General features: G+C 41.3%; 9 protein-coding genes. 1 reads left to right on the top strand and 8 read right to left on the bottom strand.

From position 1 onward, the window contains the following. Positions 1 to 100: 100 nt before the first annotated feature. Positions 101 to 5962 (top strand): DUF3320 domain-containing protein, encoded by a 5862-nt coding sequence (locus tag HC965_RS19270; RefSeq protein WP_223854949.1) that lies wholly within the window; start codon positions 101 to 103, stop codon positions 5960 to 5962. A 348-nt stretch (positions 5963 to 6310) separates the two neighbouring features. On the opposite strand, the gene HC965_RS19265 is transcribed toward HC965_RS19270, so the two are convergent. From HC965_RS19265 to HC965_RS19230, 8 genes are all read right to left on the bottom strand, one after another. Further along, positions 6311 to 7435, bottom strand: a complete 1125-nt coding sequence (locus tag HC965_RS19265) for a reverse transcriptase family protein (RefSeq protein ID WP_191032974.1) — start codon at positions 7433 to 7435, stop codon at positions 6311 to 6313. 205 nt (positions 7436 to 7640) lie between these two features. Next, entirely contained in the window at positions 7641 to 9752 is a 2112-nt protein-coding gene (locus tag HC965_RS19260) for a DUF5686 family protein (protein WP_223854948.1), read from the bottom strand. A gap of 226 nt (positions 9753 to 9978) precedes the next feature. Next, a complete protein-coding gene (locus HC965_RS19255) occupies positions 9979 to 11199 on the bottom strand; it encodes a hypothetical protein (protein WP_191032973.1) in 1221 nt (406 codons plus the stop codon). Positions 11200 to 11301: 102 nt separating this feature from the next. After that, positions 11302 to 12375 carry an AraC family transcriptional regulator gene (locus HC965_RS19250; protein WP_191032972.1) on the bottom strand — a complete coding sequence of 358 codons (1074 nt, stop codon included), beginning with the start codon at positions 12373 to 12375 and terminating at the stop codon, positions 11302 to 11304. 181 nt (positions 12376 to 12556) lie between these two features. Beyond that, positions 12557 to 18091, bottom strand: a complete 5535-nt coding sequence (locus HC965_RS19245) for a leucine-rich repeat domain-containing protein (RefSeq protein WP_191032971.1) — start codon at positions 18089 to 18091, stop codon at positions 12557 to 12559. A gap of 6 nt (positions 18092 to 18097) precedes the next feature. Further along, positions 18098 to 18481, bottom strand: coding sequence for a hypothetical protein (locus tag HC965_RS19240; protein ID WP_191032970.1), 384 nt, complete (start codon positions 18479 to 18481; stop codon positions 18098 to 18100). Then, entirely contained in the window at positions 18478 to 19068 is a 591-nt protein-coding gene (locus tag HC965_RS19235; protein WP_191032969.1) for an N-acetylmuramoyl-L-alanine amidase, read from the bottom strand. Before HC965_RS19235 ends, HC965_RS19240 begins: the two co-directional genes overlap by 4 nt. Next, positions 19065 to 19460 carry a hypothetical protein gene (locus HC965_RS19230; RefSeq protein WP_191032968.1) on the bottom strand — a complete coding sequence of 132 codons (396 nt, stop codon included), beginning with the start codon at positions 19458 to 19460 and terminating at the stop codon, positions 19065 to 19067. Before HC965_RS19230 ends, HC965_RS19235 begins: the two co-directional genes overlap by 4 nt. Positions 19461 to 19531 lie beyond the last annotated feature (71 nt).

Here is a 19531-nt window from a genome sequence, read left to right as displayed (position 1 = left end):
TAGAAATATTTTCTTGATTGACAAAAGAATGGCTGAATAAAAGATGCTTGTATCCGTATTTTTTGTAATATTGCAAGTCTTAATATATACAGTTTTTGCCATGGACGAGAGATTGGACAAAGTCAAGGTACAATTCAGCTATTTACCGCTCATTAATTTTGCGATACAACAAAACGGTGCATCCATCATTCATCAACTTTCTATCGAGAACGTAACTTCCACCCCACTTAAGGATATACAAGTGCAAATCACGGCAGAACCGGCTTTCGGCAATGCTGTCCCGACCGTTATTGAGCAGATTCCCGCCAATGGCACGGTATCCTTGCAGTCTCTTTCTCTCACGTTATCGGCCAATTACTTCACGCAACTGACCGAGCGTTTGTCCGGCAATCTGAAGATAGAAATCACTTCCGAAGCAACGCTTATATTTACGCAGACCTACCCTATCGACATCTTGGCTTATGACCAATGGGGCGGACTTAATGTTCTTCCCGAAATGCTGGCTGCCTTTATCACTCCCAACCACACCGCCATCTTACCTATTATAAAGAGGGCGGCTGCCATTTTAGGGCAATGGACGGACAGCCCGTCTCTCGACGAATACCAAAGCCGTAACCCGGACAGAGTGAGGAAACAAATGGCTGCCATTTATACCGCTATTTCTGAACAGCAGATTATATACAGCACCATTCCGGCAAGTTTTGAAGAATACGGGCAACGTGTCCGCCTGGCAGATTCCGTGATGGCTCAAAAGCTGGGAACTTGCCTGGATATGTCACTGCTCTATGCTTCATGCCTGGAGGCTATCGGACTGAATGCGCTTATCATCATTACTCAGGGGCACGCTTTCGCAGGAGCGTGGCTAGTGCCGGAAACGTTCCCCGACCCTACCGTGGACGATGTTTCTTTATTGACCAAAAGAACCGCCGAAGGAATCTACGACATCACTTTGGTAGAAACGACCTGCATGAATATGGGACAGCCATCCGACTTTGACAACGCTGTGAAGAAAGCGAATGGCAAACTGGCGGACAGAAGTAATTTTATGCTTGCGATAGATGTGAAGCGGGCAAGACATTCGGGAATTCGCCCCATCCCTCAACGCATATTGCATGGACAGACATGGGAAATAGAAGAGAAAGAGTTTCATATTCAAGAGAAAACGAATCATGTCACTCCGCAAAGTATTAATCCTTATGATTTATCGGGCAGCGAAACGCAGACTGTCATTACCAAACAGTTATTGTGGGAAAGGCGTTTGCTCGATTTAAGCCTGCGCAATAACCTGCTGAATATACGTATTACTAAAAATACGCTCCAACTTATTCCGGCAAATCTCGCCTGCCTGGAAGATGCTTTGGCTGACGGAGAAGAGTTCCGTATCCTGCACCGCCCTGCCGACTGGGAAAGTCCGGCTATGGAGTTCGGAATTTATTCATCCGTTCCCGAATCCAATCCTGTGGTCGATTTCGTCAATTCGGAGCTTTCACAGAAAAGGTTACGTTTTTACTTGTCCGAGAATGATTTAGGTAAGGCATTGACTCATCTCTACCGTTCTTCGCGCACATCTATCGAGGAGAATGGGGCTAATACGCTGTATCTTGCCCTGGGATTGCTGAAATGGTATGAGACTCCTTCCAGCGAACGCCCCCGCTATGCGCCGATACTGTTGTTACCGGTCGAAATCATTCGCAAATCAGCAGCCAAAGGGTATGTAATCCGTTCCCGTGAAGAGGAGACGATGATGAATATCACTTTACTGGAGATGCTCCGCCAAAACTTTGGAATCAGCGTGCCCGGATTAGACCCGTTGCCTACCGACGAAAGTGGTGTAAACGTGAAATTAATCTATTCTATCATCCGAAACAGCATCAAGAACCAACGCAAATGGGACGTTGAGGAACAAGCTATCCTTGGCATCTTTTCTTTCAATAAGTTTATCATGTGGAATGATATTCATAATAATGCCCACAAACTGGTTCAGAATAAAATTGTATCGAGCCTCATCAACGGAAAGATTGAATGGGAAGCCGCCACGGAAGAAATAGATGCTACTTACATGGACAAGCAACTGTCTCCTGCCGATATTGTATTGCCTATCATCGCCGATTCTTCGCAACTGGAAGCCATATACGAAGCGGTACACGACAAGACGTTTATCCTTCACGGCCCGCCGGGAACAGGAAAGTCGCAAACGATTACCAATATTATCGCCAATGCTCTTTACAGAGGGAAACGGGTATTGTTTGTAGCGGAAAAGATGGCTGCCCTCTCCGTTGTTCAAAACAGACTGGCTGCCATTGGCCTTGCTCCGTTCTGCCTGGAAATTCATTCCAACAAGACAAAGAAATCTGCGGTTATCTCACAACTGAGAGAGACGACCGAAATTATCAGAAAGACACCGCCCGAAGAATTCAAGAAGGAAGCGGAACGTTTATTGAACCTGCGGGCGGAATTGAATAAATATATCGAAGCCCTGCATAAAGAGTACCCGTTCGGAGTTTCATTATACGATGCGATTATTCATTATCAATCGTTGGATGCCGAACCTTGTTTCAATATTCCTCAAAGCTATTTGGAGAAATTGGATAAAGATACGTTTTCGCAATGGGAAGACGCTGTTGAATCTTTGGTAAGAACGGCCAATGCGTGCGGGCATCCGCATCAACATCCGTTGACGGGTATCTCCATTACAGAATATTCATCTGCCGGAAAAGACGAAGCTGCCCGAACGCTCACCGAATTTATCGACTTGCTGAAGGCTATCCAACAGAAATTGGTTACATTCTCCGCGCTTCTGAAAGACACGGAGATGCATCCCACACGTACAGACTTTCAGACAATTGCGAATATTATTCGAAGAATACTCGATATTCCCGAACTTACTCCCGGATTATTGACTCTGCCATTGTTGAATGAAACTCTTGATGAATATCGTGAAGTAGTGAATCATGGTCGTAAACGTGACGAATTAAGAAAGGCTATCGAAACTGGATTTACAAAAGAAATCCTGCAAGTGGATGCCAGGAATATGTTAGCCGACTGGAACCGGGTATCTGCCCAATGGTTTATTCCGAGATATTTCGGACAGAGAAAAATAAAGAAGGCTCTCCATATCTATGCCCTGAAAGCCATTGAACCGGATACTATCAAGCCGTTGCTTCATCAGATTATTCAATATAAGGAAGAAAGCGAAGCCGTTCAGAAATACGCAAGCCAACTGCCTTCCCTGTTCGGACGATTCGGAAAGAATGAAGACTGGAATACCATTGAGCAGATTATCAATGACATGATTTCTCTTCATTCGCATCTGCTGAACTATTCGAAAGACATAGCCAAAGTTTCACAAATCAAGCAGAATCTGTCTGTACAACTGGCTGAAGGCATACAGACATTCAGAGATATTCATGCCCAGTCTCTCAATGAAATCTATCAGTATTCGGATACACTCGCGAATGTAGAGCGCAGGCTTTCCGAAACATTGGGCATATCCATAGCGGAACTCTATATCAATTCGGCTGACTGGATTCATACAGGCATATCAAAAGCTCAAACGTGGAAAGAAAACCTGAATAAACTCAAAGACTGGTATCAATGGCTGCAAACCTACCGGACACTGGATAAACTTAACATCGGATTTATCGCAACGGAATATAAGGAGAAGAATATTCCTACTTCTCAACTTGCGGACAGCTTTTATAGAAGTTTTTATCAGAGCGCTATTCAGTATATCATTTCCAAAGAGCCAACCTTGGAGTTGTTCAACGGCAAGATTTTCAATGATATTATAGCGAAGTACAAACAGATATCGACTCAATTCGAAGAAACCACTAAGAAGGAACTATTTGCCAGGTTGGCTTCCAATATTCCATCTTTTACTCACGAAGCTATTCAAAGTTCCGAAGTGGGTATTCTCCAAAAGAATATCCGGAATAATGCCCGTGGCATATCTATCCGTAAGTTGTTCGACCAAATACCGACTTTGCTGTCGCGTATGTGTCCGTGTATGTTGATGAGTCCGCTTTCCGTAGCTCAGTTCATTGATACGGATGCGGATAAATTTGACTTGATAGTCTTTGATGAAGCATCGCAGATGCCGACTTATGAAGCTGTAGGCGCCATTGCCCGGGGTAACAATGTGATTATTGTAGGCGACCCGAAACAGATGCCGCCTACTAACTTCTTCTCTGTCAATACCATTGATGAAGATAATATCGAGATGGAAGACTTGGAAAGTATCCTTGATGATTGCCTTGCTTTGTCTATTCCTTCAAAGTATCTATTATGGCATTATCGAAGCAAGCACGAGAGTCTTATTGCTTTCAGTAACTCCGAGTACTACGACAATAAACTAATGACCTTCCCGTCGCCCGACAATATAGAATCCAAGGTAAGGATGGTGCCTATCAGCGGGTATTATGACAAAGGTAAATCACGTCAGAATCAAGCCGAAGCACAAGCGGTGGTCGATGAAATAGAAAGAAGATTGAGAAGCGATGAATTAAGAAAGAAGAGTATTGGTGTCGTTACTTTCAGTATCGTACAGCAAGCCTTAATAGAAGATTTATTGTCCGACCTCTTTATCTTCCACCCCGAACTGGAAACTCTGGCTTTGGAATGTGAAGAACCGCTATTTATCAAAAACCTGGAAAATGTACAGGGAGATGAACGGGATGTGATTCTCTTTTCTGTGGGCTACGGACCGGACGCCACAGGACGTGTCAGCATGAACTTCGGCCCGCTAAACCGGGCAGGTGGAGAAAGAAGGCTGAATGTAGCTGTTTCCCGCGCCCGGTATGAGATGATTATTTATTCTACCCTAAGGTCGGACATGATAGACTTGAACCGGACTTCTTCCATTGGTGTAGCCGGACTGAAACGCTTCCTTGAGTATGCGGAGAAAGGGACAAGAAATGTAGTCAACAGTGCCGCCAATCCGTCATCGGATACATCGGCTTCTATCGAGAATATCATAGCTGATAAATTGCGTTCACTGGGATACACCGTACATACCGACATCGGATGCTCCGGTTACAAAATCGACATAGGAATAGTAGATACTCAAAACGAGTCTAATTATCAGCTTGGCATTATCTGTGACGGAAAGAATTATCAGCGTACCAAGACTGCACGTGACCGGGAGATTGTTCAAAACAATGTTCTGAAAGCACTCGGCTGGACTATCTGTCGCATATGGACAATGGACTGGTGGGAAAAGCCGGATGAGGTAATCGCGACTATACAGGAAGTAATCTCTCAAAGAGCCTCAATCCCAACACAAGAGGAATCCCGCAAGACAGTCTCCTACGGGAAAGAGTCACGCAAAGAAGAGTCAATAAAAGAATTACCAATAAAGGAATTGCCCATAAAAGAAGCTCCGGTATCAATAGAATCGAGAATAACCGCTGACGACATTCCCACACAAAAGTATAATAGCACGAAAATAAAACCGAGCCAATATTCTTCGAATGATTTCTTTGCTGATGAGAGCGTTAGCCTGCTCACTTCTCAAATTCGGAAACTCATAGAAAACGAAGCACCTATCAGTAAATCATTGCTCTGCAAGAAGATTCTGACTGAATGGGGAATCTCTCGCCTGGGACAACGATTAGAAATACATTTGGAAACTATTTTCGATACCCTGAAGCTCTATCGTACCACGCATGACGAACTCGTATTCTTTTGGAAAGATGAAGAACAATGCCGTTCCTATCCGGACTACCGTCCCGTGTCCGACCGGGACGCAGCTGATTTACCGCCCGAAGAAGTAGCCAATGCCGTCCGGCAACTATTGACGGACTCTATAAGCCTTCCTTTGCCGGATTTGGTAAAAGCATGTGCACAAGTATTCGGTTTCGCGCGCATGGGTTCGAACATAGATGCTGCCATGCAAAGGGGAATCAATGAATCAATCAAACGAGGCTATGCAAGAATAGAAAATGAGCGCATAGTGATTAACTAGCAAAAAAGAGGCTATGCTACAAACGATTTAGAGTATTCCCTCCTCAAATAAAACAATCAAAAGCGGAATCAACATCGCCAAGAGGAATGCCCAAAACGCGTGCCAAGCATTTACGGCATATCGGGAAGCTACAAAAAAGCTAATAACGAGGAGTCCTATGCAGATAAACCCTGTATAAATAATCGCATCTAATGAGCGAAAGTTTAAGTCTCCCATACGAGGAAGTTTGTTAGCAATATAAGGACGCAAAACATATATGACTAACATATATACCCCTAAACAAACCATATAAAAAACAAGCTTATGCTTCATTTTGCTTTCTCCGTTATTATCTCAAACACAGTTTAACTATTTGAGAGATTTCAATGCAGTAATAGAATCGGATACATACATATTATCCGGTTCTATCGACCGCCAATAACAAAGTTCTCCGATGAGTCGTTTCAAATAGGCAGGGTCATTGGAACCGATTCGCCGTTGATGCTCCGACAAGCCTCTGGTCAGAATGAAATAAACGTTCTTCCGAATCTCCCTCTTTCTAGCTTTAGGTATGGTCAGTTTCACACCGGAGCTAACCGATACTCCCGTGATAATTTTCCTGTCATATTCATTCAGAAAACGGGTTTTCTTATAATTCGGGGCAAACTTCTCTTCGTAAATAATCTGTTTAACCTCAAAGATTATCTGTTCCTTAGAAAGTACATCGCCCGAGAAAGTAAGGTCATCAGCATAGCGGGTATAGGTCAATCCATATTTCGTAGCCAACGCCGCCAACTTCTTATCCATCTCATAACTGACGATATTACTTAATGACGGACTTGTGGGAGCTCCTTGCGGCAGACAATTATGCAGGCAGCACAATGTCCTGAATATTTTCGACACATTCGGCGGATATCCCATCTGTTCGAATGTTTTCTTCACTCTCGGGCTACGTATAGAAAAGAAAAAATCATGAATATCCATTTTCAGCACATACCGTTTTCCCAAATGAGGGCTGGCATTGTCAACGACCGAGCGTCCGCACCGAAATCCGACTGCTGCCGGATGGATAGTAGTTACCGATGATAAGATTCGTGAGTTAATGGTCGTTTGGATAGATTGTAGTTCTTCGAGCGGAGCAGAAATCATACGATAGCCACCCCTTCTTTTTCTTACCCAAAATTCATGGTAATAGTCAGGGATATTTTCAAGTATTTCTCTCAGTTTGTTCGCTTCTACGCCCAGCAGGCTGGCACACCAAGCAACCGATTCATCATCAAACTTAGGAACATACGGAGGTCGCGGAGCCGCAACTCCTAAAGCCTGCCTAAGCCAGGCACCATGCGTGTCTTTAGACTTGGAAGCACTTTCTTCCTTCTCACTACCAGCTGTCGCTTTCCACCTCTTATACCCCTCCTGTTTCCTGCTCGAAGAAATCATTTTGTAAACAAGGAAACCGGTGATAATAAGTATCGTTATTAGAATACCGTCCATTTTGTATACGTATATAAACCTAAGAAGAAGAGGATGAGTTATTTACTAAAATAAATTTAAGGTATTTATACCTAAGAATTTATTTTCTAGGAAAATACCTGTGCTTATGAGGCGACTACACCTCTTTTGTGCTAAAATTTGCCCTCATCCTCTTCTATACAAAGATAGGGTAAATCTTCCAATTATACAACAAGAACGTAGAAAACTATCGGTTGAACAACTCAAACGTGAATTTACAACCTATTCCACCGAACTTCCAGTTCTCGCTGCTCACAAAAACTCCTACATCAAAAATATGCGTACCGATGCCGTATCCCAGTTCGAGGTAAGGCTGAAGATGGGGCATAGAGAGGGCACTTATGTAGATGCGCTCGTTCTGTACATAGCGTGTGTACTTCATCAGATGCCGCAGGACAAGGAACGGTGCTTCGTAAGTAAAATGTCCGCGTACATAACGGCGGGAGGAGTTGTACCAACGTCCGTCGAGCACTTGGAACACTCCGCCGATTTCATCATTCCATCCCATAGGAAGATTGTGGCGGGAAAAGTTGGCAAAGTCCACAAAATATAGTTCATCCTGATTGGTGAATGCGCCGAAACCGAAACGGTAGTAAATATTACGCATCAGTCCCAGCCGGATTTGATGTTGAAGGTCGAACTCTATCCGTTCATACTCGCCTGTACTCTTGAATACACCTTTGACACCCCGTTCATAATCGACAGAAAAGGTAGGATATAAAGAACGCAGGTTTATCTTTCGTTTTCCGTTCATATAATAGTAAAGACCCGGCGTCCATTCTATCCGGATACGGGGTGCGAAACTAATATAGGTATTCTTGAATTTCTCCATAAATTCCGGGGGTGGCATCGGATAGTCGCCGGTTATCACGAAGCGGGAAGGTTCTACGGCTGTTCTCTTGTGGGCGGAGAAACCCAGACTTATATCAAGACCATTGACGATCTCGACCGTATGGCGGAAATTAAAATATAAGTCCTTGAAATAATCGAGATGAATCAAATCGAAATTGAAGATACTGTCCGGCATGGCTTTCAACTCGTCCAGCACCTTACTGCTATAAATGCGGTTACCATTACCCACATTCAAGCGGAAGAATCCACGCTTCTGCGGCCAATACTCAAAATCGGCATTCACCGACCAGTAGAATTCCTTACGTGTGAAATTATATCCGAGTTTAGGAACAACACGAAGCAGTTTATCTCCTCTGAAAAGACGGTTGTAGCGGAAATCCTGCCGATACGACAAACCATTGCTTCCACTATAACTGAACAGAAGCGGGTTGATGAACGGTGAGAAACGGACACTTCCGATATTAGACAAATTGAACTTATAATCTTCCACCATCAGGTCGCCCATCGTTCCCCAGAAGGTCTGGCTCTTGGATGGTTTCTGTATGATGGCTGTGTCACGCCTTAGCGTATAATCATGGTACAATTTCTTCTCGCTATCATCCAAAGGGATAGGACGCATGATAGCGAAGGTCGAAGCATCCGTCTTATAAGCATTCGTATCACATTGCAAGGAGAATGACTCCGACAGGTTATAGTTTTTCTTCTCCTTCTTGCGTACTTTCTGTTCTTTCAGTTCGATGGATTTATAATCCAAAGAAGCGGTATAGTTACCATCGACTTTGTTTCCGAGAAATTTAAAAAGGGCTTCTACGTCATAGCGCACAGGAAGGAATTCATTTTTCTTGCCTACGTCTCCCATTTTAATCCAGCAGGTAAATGTTATCAGTTCCGACCGTCCCGAAAAACGTATCTCGCGGACACTCCATACATTACTGCTGACAATCATATATCCGCCTACCAGTTGGTCACTCTTTGTGCGGGGGATGAAACGTACCCGGTAATCAAGATTGTTGGGGTCGCCCATTATGCTGTCTATCCGGTATTTGTAGTATTTCTGCCCGTTCTTGGCAAGGGGAGACATCAGGCGTTCGTCATTCAGCAGGGAAGAAGAATAGATGTTCACATTAAAGTATTCGAGCAAACCCGGCAGTCCCCGGTTTCCTCTCACCGTTCCCTGCGACGCTTTTACCTTTTGGTCGTAGATGTTGGGAGCAGTATAATGAAGGTCACTGTAAGTTTCGAGCAGATATTCACGTACGCCTTTCTGCAGGCGGAACATGGAAGGTACATAACGAAGGATAAAGTTCTTTTTCTGAATATCCATCTTACCTTTAATATACAGGTTGGCACGATAATCACTGACTATTGTTTCATATAAAGGAGCAAAGGTCATGACGCGTTCAATGATGGAATCGGCAGAGATGCCTTGATGCGTATAAGGATTCATTATATAATTGTTTGCTGTCCCCTTTAAAGAAAAAGAGAACAAACATAGTATGCATCCTATCAGTATCTTATATTTCAATCGTCGTATCTCCTTGATTAACGAGAGCAAATATAGAAAAGAATATCGAAAAGCAAGGGAATTGAGGCACTAAAAAGAGTTATAAAAAAAGTAGGAAGAAGAACCATCACAACAAGTCAGGACTTATTGTGATGGTTCTGATGACAGCTTATTTCTTTACGATAGCTGCAACCTTTCCCCAGTTATAATTTCTCATCAACCCCATGATGGTACTATATAGCATTAAAAAGCAAGAAACAATACAAACAACGGCTAGTGCGGCAATCAGAAGACCAATCTTGAGTCCTATCCTGGCGGCTCCGGTGCCATCATCTTCGCTGGTAGTAGAGCCGTCGCTCCACTTGGTGACAACATTGACAAATCCGATGCTTCCCGCCAAGCCTACAAGTCCGCCCGCAAGAACCAAACCGCCTTTCTTTATTCCACCCAATACTTTTGCTTCCGTACGATATCTGCTTATGGTATATCCATAAGGACGTTCGGCAAATATATATACAGGTATTAATATCAAAAAGAACATATTCCAGAACCATATCCAGCGGGCAGAGCCTTTCGCTTCGTCGGCCTCAGCTTTCACCTGTTCTAAAGCTTGTTTCTTCACATCTTTAAAAGTCATTTTATTGAACTTTTCATATTCTGCCTTAAACTCTTTAGCATATGTGTCGTTTTCTTTTGCCCATTTAAGGAATTCGTCTTTACTCTTGGCGGTAGATGCCGTATCGGCTTTGGCACGATATTCTTTGGCGGCTTTCAGACTGCCATAATGATTGGCGGCAGTTCTTCTCAGTATTGTTTCCTTATAAATATTCGCATCTTTGAAACGTTCGTGATAAGCCGGAATAACCTTTCCTGCATTTTTGAAGGATTCCATGGTTATCGTAGTGTCTTTCTTTGCCCAATTTTCAACAGCAGTTACATAGACTTCAGCCTCTTTTGCTTTGGAATCTTTATGGTCCGAGCACTCGGAAAGTACAAACACGGAAATAATGACACCGACGACAATCATCCAGGAGAAATTCCAGTGCCGACGTTTTGACCAATTTACAATGCCACGTAGTTCACCCAGTCTTTCCTGAAAGAAGCTATCGCGGGGATTATCCGCGGCATCTTCCGCCTGGTCCAACAAGTCTTCCATTTCCATTGTTTCTTCCTGGGTAATCGGATAGATGTCATCCACATCTACCTCTCCCCTTTCTTTGTCATGAACAGAGACATGCGATGAAGTGCACATTGCCTTGTCCAACAACTCATAAGCTTCCCTATTAGCTGCATCATTTTGTGCCTGTTCTTTGAGTTCTTCAGGACTAAAAGATACGTACCCCTGCTCATAAGCCTTTTTCCCCTTAGGTTTCTTGTTCGTTTTTGCCATAATTCTTCGATAAGATTTATTCGCAAATATAAGCCCGGCATTATTCACTCAACCTACCATTCGTTCAAAAAAAGCATGTCATTCTTACAAAAAATGAGGTATTTAGCTGTTTTTATTCATTTGTCTTCGATATTCGGCAAAAGACATTCCATACTCTTTCACAAAACTTCTGCGGAAAGTAGACAGTGAGTTAAAGCCGCAAGTCTCTGCTATCTCATTCATGGTAGCTGTGCAGGTGGGGTCAGATAAGAGTTGGCATACCTTTTCCATGCGATAAGAATTGATATAGTCATAAAAAGAGGTGTCCAGGTATGTATTTAAGTAGGTAGAAAGATATGTCCGGTTAGTACCGATGGTCATAGCCAAATCTGCTAAAGTAATCCTCGGATTCAGGAATAGTTCATCTTCTCTCAGAGATTTATGCAGAGCTTGTATCAGGTTTTCATTCAAGACAAATTCTTCTTTCTTTTCTTCGGCCAGTTCTTTGGAGAATAGCTTCTTCATTTTGATATTATCTGCGATAGGGACTACTTCCTGCAATTCGCTATAATATAGGATACAAGCCCATAGCAACAAAGATGAAAAATAATAGATTGAATCCGCCACCCAAGAACTACGCAAACAGGAATACATCCACACAGAAAGGCAGATGAACATCAAGAATGTTACCTGACGAAGCCATCGGACATTCAAATGTTCCGTATAGGAATAGTTTTCCCGCACATACCGATTATAGCGTCTCACGGCAAAGCAAAGAATTATAATAACGACAAACGAATAGAGTGTCGCATATATTTCGAGTATCCAAAGCCAACTGTCGGAAGCTGTTATAGCATAGCCTAACAGGCACAAAATAAAAAATGAACTGAGTGCAAACGCCCTTTTCCAGTTCATCCATCCTGTAGACAGTAACTCAAACAAATAAAAAGAACAAGCCGGAACAGCCAGCATATCTATCATAAGCAATAATGTCGAAAAATAGGTATTTCTGACTGTAGCTGACGAGTACAGCAGCAAATCTTTTATTTCTAATAGGAACCAAAAAACGACAACACCGCCCAATACCATGCGCAGACGGGGAGCTTTTTTGCCATATAGTAGATAAATACTAGCATACAGGAAAAACATACAGCATAATCCATGAGTGAAATAATATAATTTTTCAGCTAGTAACATTATGTTTTATGAATTTAGTATTAGATTGCGCCAATTTATGGAAAATCTTTCAATTGGCAAAATCCATGTCGCTAATTACAAACGCACATTCGATTTAACTTAAAACTCATACAACAATTAGTCTATTTTTAAAAAGATAAGAACTGCCCGCGATTTCGGACAGTTCTTATCTTTATTATACTTATAACGATGATATAGGGTATATTCTACTAGCATATTGGGCCCACCAAGTATTAGATTTATAGGTACTAACCGATACGTCAGGAACATATATTTTAAGTTCAGGAACAACATTAATAGTATACATTTCAATAGTAGGTGGCGCAATGGCCTCGACAATCAAAGTAGCTAATGCATCACAATGTTCAAAACTATACTTAGCTATAAACGTACAGGTACTAGGAATCCTTAACCATGCCAATGAAGTACAACCAGCAAAAGTATATTGCTCTATAGAAACAATATTACCCAAACAGTCCAATTTACGCAATGAACTACATCCGTTAAAAGCTCTAGTTCCTAAAACAGTAACAGTATCTGGTATATTGACTTCTGTTAATTTAGAGCAATCTCTAAACATAGAATCGTATATACCTGAAATATTATTGGGTAAATGAACTTTAGAAAGTTCTTTGCAATAGGCAAAAGCATATCCCATATTGCCATCTACAGTAACATTATCAGGTAGGCTTATTTCTTTTAAAGCACTTTTAGTCCAAACACTCCATCGAATTTTTAGCGCGCTCGTTCTTCCTTCTTCAAATATACACGATTCCAAATTTTGACATTCTTCAAATACTGATTGTTCTATACAAACTACCGTTTTAGGTATAACTATAGTTTTTAAAGCAGTATTCCTAAAACAAGCATTATATAAATTAATAATATTAGAGGGTAATGTTATAGAATTCAAGGATGTACAATTCAATAAGAAATTAGCATCAATATCATAAAGATTATTTAAATACTTCATTTCATCAAAAGAAACAAGTTGATTATTATTTGTAAATGGTCTACCTAGTTGAGATTTACTAATCTTTTCCAAACGCTCCTTAGTAATACCAATACCATCACCAAACGTTTCAATCATGTAATTTCCTATTACAGAATCCTTAAATCTGATATAATACCCACCTATCACATTCAAAGTAAGTTTAGAAAATGTATTTCGGAGAGTTTCAATAGAATCCTCATAAGCATTAGCATGCACATTTAAAGTTCCATCAAGTACCGGGAGAACATCTTCTCCTGCAATTCCTTCGGAACTTAATCCTTCATATGTTCCGTCAGCCAATATAGCCAGCTTATCTAACATATCCGAATCGTTGTACGTTTCATTAAACCCAACAGCACGAACACGTTTCAATTTATGCTCATTTCCCTGTTTTGATTGAGCATCCATTATATCAATCAATAGTGCCATAGGACTAATCAACGGACATCCTGTGATGAAGAAGTCGGAGATGATTCCCTTACATAAACCAATGCCAACACCCTGATTTGTCATTAGCGGATAATTCATCAAAGACAAATATTGGTTATAAGCACTAAATTCTACAGAGCGAAGTCCACCACCTTTTGGAAGAATTATCTGTACGAGAGATGTACCATCTGCATGAACTTCCTGCAAATGGGTACAAGCAGAAAGATTCAATGTACCGGATAATGTAGAAATATTGGATAGAAGTAATCGCTGTAAAGATGTACAATTAGACAACGTCAGAGAATTGATAGAAATAACTATCGGCTCAGTTTTGCTTCCCAAGCGAATATCACGGAGCATACGTCCCTGGATAATCATTGACCCTTGAACATTCTTATTATGCCAATCACCGATATCTTGTAGATATGACGCACCTTGTATTGCATTTTGCTGGTCGCCTGAACCGGATAGTTCTATTTCCATTACACACACTTCTCCGGCTTTGGTTCGTGCTCCCCTAATAATACTTGTACCATTGGCTATTGCCGGATACATATCCATAGCGGGAGTAAGTTCATACTTGATCGTATTTCCGGCTGCACGCACAGTGATAGTATCAGAACCATTTGCAGAAAACAAACCGAAACTATATTTCGACATCATGTAAAGGATACGCTTTGTCACCCATCGCTGTTCAGCTGCATAATGGTCACCCAAAGATTGAGTAATAGGGTCGGTATCGTTCGAATAAGTACCAGCGTTATAGGCAAGCTTTCCATTCTCATATGAGATTCTGGCATCCGCATTAAAAGCATTCGACGGAAAATACTCCTGTGCCTGATCAAAGAAATACTTTTTGTAAAATGCATAAATCTTTTCAAGATCATTACCACTCTTCAAACCTGCCAATGACTGCATTGATGCCATCATCAGACGCATATTAGTAATCTTTTCCTCGGCAAAAGCCAGTTCCATCAAATTGAAGAAATTATTTGTTTCACCATTCCAGATTGATGCTCCGGTTTCATCGACATCATGTGTTTCCACGCTATATGACTTTTCCGGCAAACCACGATTCGTTGTATCAAATCGGGTATCGGCATCATCCACACGCCATCTGAACTTCGAACCTTCCAGGCCAAAGGAATAAGGATAAGTATTTTTTGCCCGTTCATCGGTACCGGCATTAAACTCCACATTATTCATAAAAGTAAGCGTATCCTGTATATGCCAATATTCCGGTGCCTCCTGACGGAATTTGGATATACGGGCATTTATGAAAAGCGTATTTTGCTCCTCATTTGTTTTCCCGTTCAAGTCAGTATTCGACAATCCATATCCTTTGTCCACCAGTTGCGATATCAGATTTATTTGCCCTTCACCGGTATCAGATGGCATGAAAACACCTTCAGCCGATTCAAAATAATAGACATTATACTGATTAATGTCACCGGCTTTTGCAATCCAGAACTCATAAGGTTGATTCTTATAGTCGGCAAGTTGAGCATTCAATTCAGCCAAAGTTCCATCAAAAGGCCGAAGCCGTGGAGAACATTGATAAACAATATTATATGCCGGAATAAACTTTGAAATATTCTCTATAGCTCCGGCTCCAAAATCCCATGAGTTCGCACCATTATACTGAAAAGCCTCTTCATCTTCGTTGTAAGCAATATAAGGTTTATTCGGATTCCAAGGAACACGGAACAAGGCACAAAGCGGCGAGTTATCAGCACCTTCAATAGATATCATTTCAGGAAACAGATCCGTATCATGACCAAACGTATATTTATCCCCTTTGTCCGGTCCAAATGTATACAATCCTTTAAACGCATACACCGTATCCCCATCATCATTCACTGATTTTTCAAAACAGATAAAAGGCATTTGGTAGACAGCCACTCGGGCATCTTTATATGTTTCCGTTTGCATGGCCTCATTCAGCAATCCCATTTCCCGGTATAAATCTTCATAAGAATTGACCGAACCAATTTTATGTGACTGCATGGAAGATGCATAATTCTTCTTTGCCGTGAATTTCTGACCGGCAGGAAGCCAGGGTACCATCTGCCATTTCTTGGTTCCGGTGGTTCCATCGGCAAAAGTAATCACAGACTTCGTCTTGTCCAGTTGATAACGGGTATTCCACAAATAGTATTTCATAGAAGAAGTTCCTTGTCCTTTTGCTGTCACATTGGAAATTGCAACATTCCATTCCGGATGGTCGTAGAATAACACCTCCAACGTTCCAATACGTTGTGTTTGGTCAAGCATAGATGGAATCGTATTATCAAAAACCAAGCAATTAAACTGATCCTTTGTATTATCAAAGTCTATTTCCGAACCGTTAGAGTCAAGAATATCATTAAAAGCTTTTACTCTGGCCTTTTCTGTCGTATCAGATAACCAGTTGATATAATTTATCAATACACCTTGTGAAGTCAATCCCGATTCATACTCACGAATCCCATAAACATCCACATCGGCATACTCTGAACCAATGACAATAGCTCCCGGTTGTGCAAAATAATCATTATCTTCGTATGTAAACTCCCTGTTCTTTCGTCCGTTAATATAAAGAATACAAAGGTTGAATCCAGGATTCCCATACGCTGTAGGCAGAACAGTCAATGCTAATCGCGTCCGTTTTCCTTCAAAAGTATGCAAGCTCTGTACGCTGTCCTCTTTTAGAGACTGAGTATGCATAATGATGTCATCCGCATAAATATTCAGACCGACAAAAGAGTCTCCCGATGCAGAAGAAATAGTTATGACAGGCGTTGAATAATCTGTAACGTTATCCACTTTATAATCAATTTCAATCGTTTTTCCTCTACGGGCACATTCTGCACCAAACGGATGGCGGTCTATAGTCAATAAAGAACCTGCCATCATCCGAAGCACCTTCTCCCCGTCCGTATTGGTTGTCCAACAATCATTTCCCCAGTTCACTCCACTCCATACAGTCTGAGTTTCAGAACCGTCAATTTCATTAATCACCCGTTGGCGGTTTGCTTGACTATTACTGCGCGTTTTCGGATTCATATAAAATACAGCTCCCGGCACCGCTGAATAACCGGAAGAATTATCTATCGGATACGTTATAGGCTTAACCAATTCCCTTTCTCCATCCTTCACATAAGCTACAATATCAAATGCTGAATTATCCATCGTCTCTATTCCAAGAGAAAGTGAGAAAGCATTCTTTGCAGAGCAAATGATACTGTTTTCATCAGACTCATATATATTCTCCGAGTCTTTTCGGATTACAAATTGTGCCGACGTGGTCACATTATCCCCATCATACATTGCGTATTCAAACAACGTGTTTTCAGACCAATTCACTCCTTTAGCCAATACATTGTTTATTGCAACCAATTTAACCTGTTCTCCTGCTATTGCACAGATGATATTAAAAGAAACTGTTTTGGTCTTTATACTCCCGTCGGAATTAGCCACATAAGCGGACACATTGAATACGCCAGTCTTTCCCGGATGCGGGATGGAATAATTGTACGATGTTTCAATATATACTCCCGTACCTATGGGTACTTCATAGGATGCATTATAATCCGTTCCGCTAACAGTAATATATAAGATTTTCGAAACATTTCCACCGATATTCAGATTGAAAAGGATGTCCCCATTATAAGCGGTCCACCACTTGAAGTTATCAGCACTAATTGATAAAGCCGTTAGCTGCACTGTGTACACAAATGCAGGTGTTGTCACTTCTGTCACTTCTCCCGTCACTTTTATCATCACGTTATTAGTGCCGGAAGTAAGGAATTCCGCGACATCTACACTAAGTGGAGTAGCAGATTTCACATAAATCTGCTTTACTACTTCATACTCCGACTTATCTGTGTTGCGTACAGAAATTTCACAAAGTCCCTGTTCACCGGTATTCTCGTAAGGCTCTTTCGAACTGTAACGTTCCTGACTGACAAAAGTAAATTTCAGCAGACATGGTTCACCCTTACTTGCGGTAACATTTTTACTATCAAGATTATTCACAATACGCACATTGCGCTGCAATCCTACATCAACACCACCCATTTCTTTATCATTCCAGTTTGTTCCATCCCAAACAAAAAAGAGGTCTTCATCAAAGACATAACACAAAGTCGGGACTTCGAGTCTGTCTGCCGGGATAGTATCCCTTTCCACAAGGGTACGTACGCATTTGAATCCACCCTTCCCATACCTGCTGTAATGGGTTGGATATTTATCTTCATCAGTGCCCGGAACAATAGGAGCATATATATTTGTTCCTTTCAATTCTTCACTCATTATCTATTACATTTTTAAGTTTTTCAATTTTACTATCACAATCATAATTAGTACCAACATAGCAGCACCACCAAAATCCAGTTTGAAACTCTGCCATTTAGAAAGTTGTTTCTCTACCGGAAAAGGAATCTGTATCGAATCTGTATTCATCAAAGTATCCGTTCTATTTATATATTGATACTTATACAAATACTTATATTTATACTCATATACAGTGTCTCCTTTTACGGTCACATACACACTATCTTGCTGATATATGCTATCATGCCGGATACTGTCACGGGTACGATATTCTGTTTTTATCGTCTCAACAGGAATATATTGAGTCCGGCAGGAGCTAAGTCCTCCCAATATTATAAGTACAACCAATATATATAGAAGCCGTTTCATCTCACATATTTATTCAGATAATCCTTTATTCCATCCACATGAATTTGTGTCACCATTTGCATACCTTCATCAGATAGCAAGAATTCTACATCTTCCTTATTATCCTGAAAGAAGTTTTCCGTCAGTACTGCGGGGCAAATCGTATCCCGACATATAGCAAGATTCTGTGTCCAAAATAACTGCCCCTGCATCGGTTGTCGTACAAAAATTCTTTTTCCGATAGCTGCTCCAGCCAAACATATAGCCAAATTCTTGCTATTCATTGAAGCGTTGTTAGAAATGAATACGCTCCATCCGTGTGCAGATAACCAGTCCGAGCCGGAGCCGGCAGCGTTACAGTGTATAGAAATCAAGATCGCTTTACCTCCTGTTTCTCTATAGATGTCATTTGCACGTCTACATCTTATGGATAAAGGAATATCTATCATTTCTTTAACTATTCGTTCCGCATCTATTCCGTTTTTCCTCAATTCAGTTACTAGCCTATCAGCTATCTCCCTTGTATATGCCCATTCTTTCAGTTTACCATCCGGCGAACATTTACCAGGGGTATTCTCACCGTGTCCGTTATCAATTAATACTTTCATTGTTGTACCTCCTTGATTCTATTTTCAAATTTAGGCGGGATTCTTTTTAAGCATTCCCATAAATCACATCTACTTAGTTCAGCTTCTTTTAGCTGTAATTCTACAACATGAAGTTCACTAAGTTTCTCCAAGACCTTTTCTTCTTCTTTTCTAAGTTCTGCATACAGAAAATCCACTTTAGAATTTCTTCCGACCATGTCTTTCTCTAGCCTTTCTATTTGTTTATTGAGGCTATCAATGATAGTTAGAAGGTTTTGTATTTCAACAGCATTAGCCGAAGCATATTCCTTTCTTGCGTTAGTCTTACGATTAACGTAGAAATTAGCAATCCATTTAATAGCCTCTAAGCCTCCTAAAGCTCCGAGTATTGTTAGCCAGTCGTTTAGTTCCATTTCTTTTACTTAATATTGTGGTGGTAATCACTCCCAATAAAAGTACTGTAGTCACCATATCCAACCAATCA

The sequence above is a fragment of the Bacteroides sp. GM023 genome (assembly GCF_014750685.1).
Classification (GTDB): domain Bacteria; phylum Bacteroidota; class Bacteroidia; order Bacteroidales; family Bacteroidaceae; genus Bacteroides.
This window is presented reverse-complemented; position numbering and strand designations above follow the sequence as displayed.

Excerpts from the sequence above, each read along its gene's own strand:
- HC965_RS19270 (WP_223854949.1), top strand. The coding sequence starts at position 101 with ATGGACGAGAGATTGGACAAAGTCAAGGTACAATTCAGCTATTTACCG.
- HC965_RS19265 (WP_191032974.1), bottom strand. The coding sequence starts at position 7,435 with ATGGACGGTATTCTAATAACGATACTTATTATCACCGGTTTCCTTGTT.
- HC965_RS19260 (WP_223854948.1), bottom strand. The coding sequence starts at position 9,752 with ATGAATCCTTATACGCATCAAGGCATCTCTGCCGATTCCATCATTGAA.
- HC965_RS19255 (WP_191032973.1), bottom strand. The coding sequence starts at position 11,199 with ATGGCAAAAACGAACAAGAAACCTAAGGGGAAAAAGGCTTATGAGCAG.
- HC965_RS19250 (WP_191032972.1), bottom strand. The coding sequence starts at position 12,375 with ATGTTACTAGCTGAAAAATTATATTATTTCACTCATGGATTATGCTGT.
- HC965_RS19245 (WP_191032971.1), bottom strand. The coding sequence starts at position 18,091 with ATGAGTGAAGAATTGAAAGGAACAAATATATATGCTCCTATTGTTCCG.
- HC965_RS19240 (WP_191032970.1), bottom strand. The coding sequence starts at position 18,481 with ATGAAACGGCTTCTATATATATTGGTTGTACTTATAATATTGGGAGGA.
- HC965_RS19235 (WP_191032969.1), bottom strand. The coding sequence starts at position 19,068 with ATGAAAGTATTAATTGATAACGGACACGGTGAGAATACCCCTGGTAAA.
- HC965_RS19230 (WP_191032968.1), bottom strand. The coding sequence starts at position 19,460 with ATGGAACTAAACGACTGGCTAACAATACTCGGAGCTTTAGGAGGCTTA.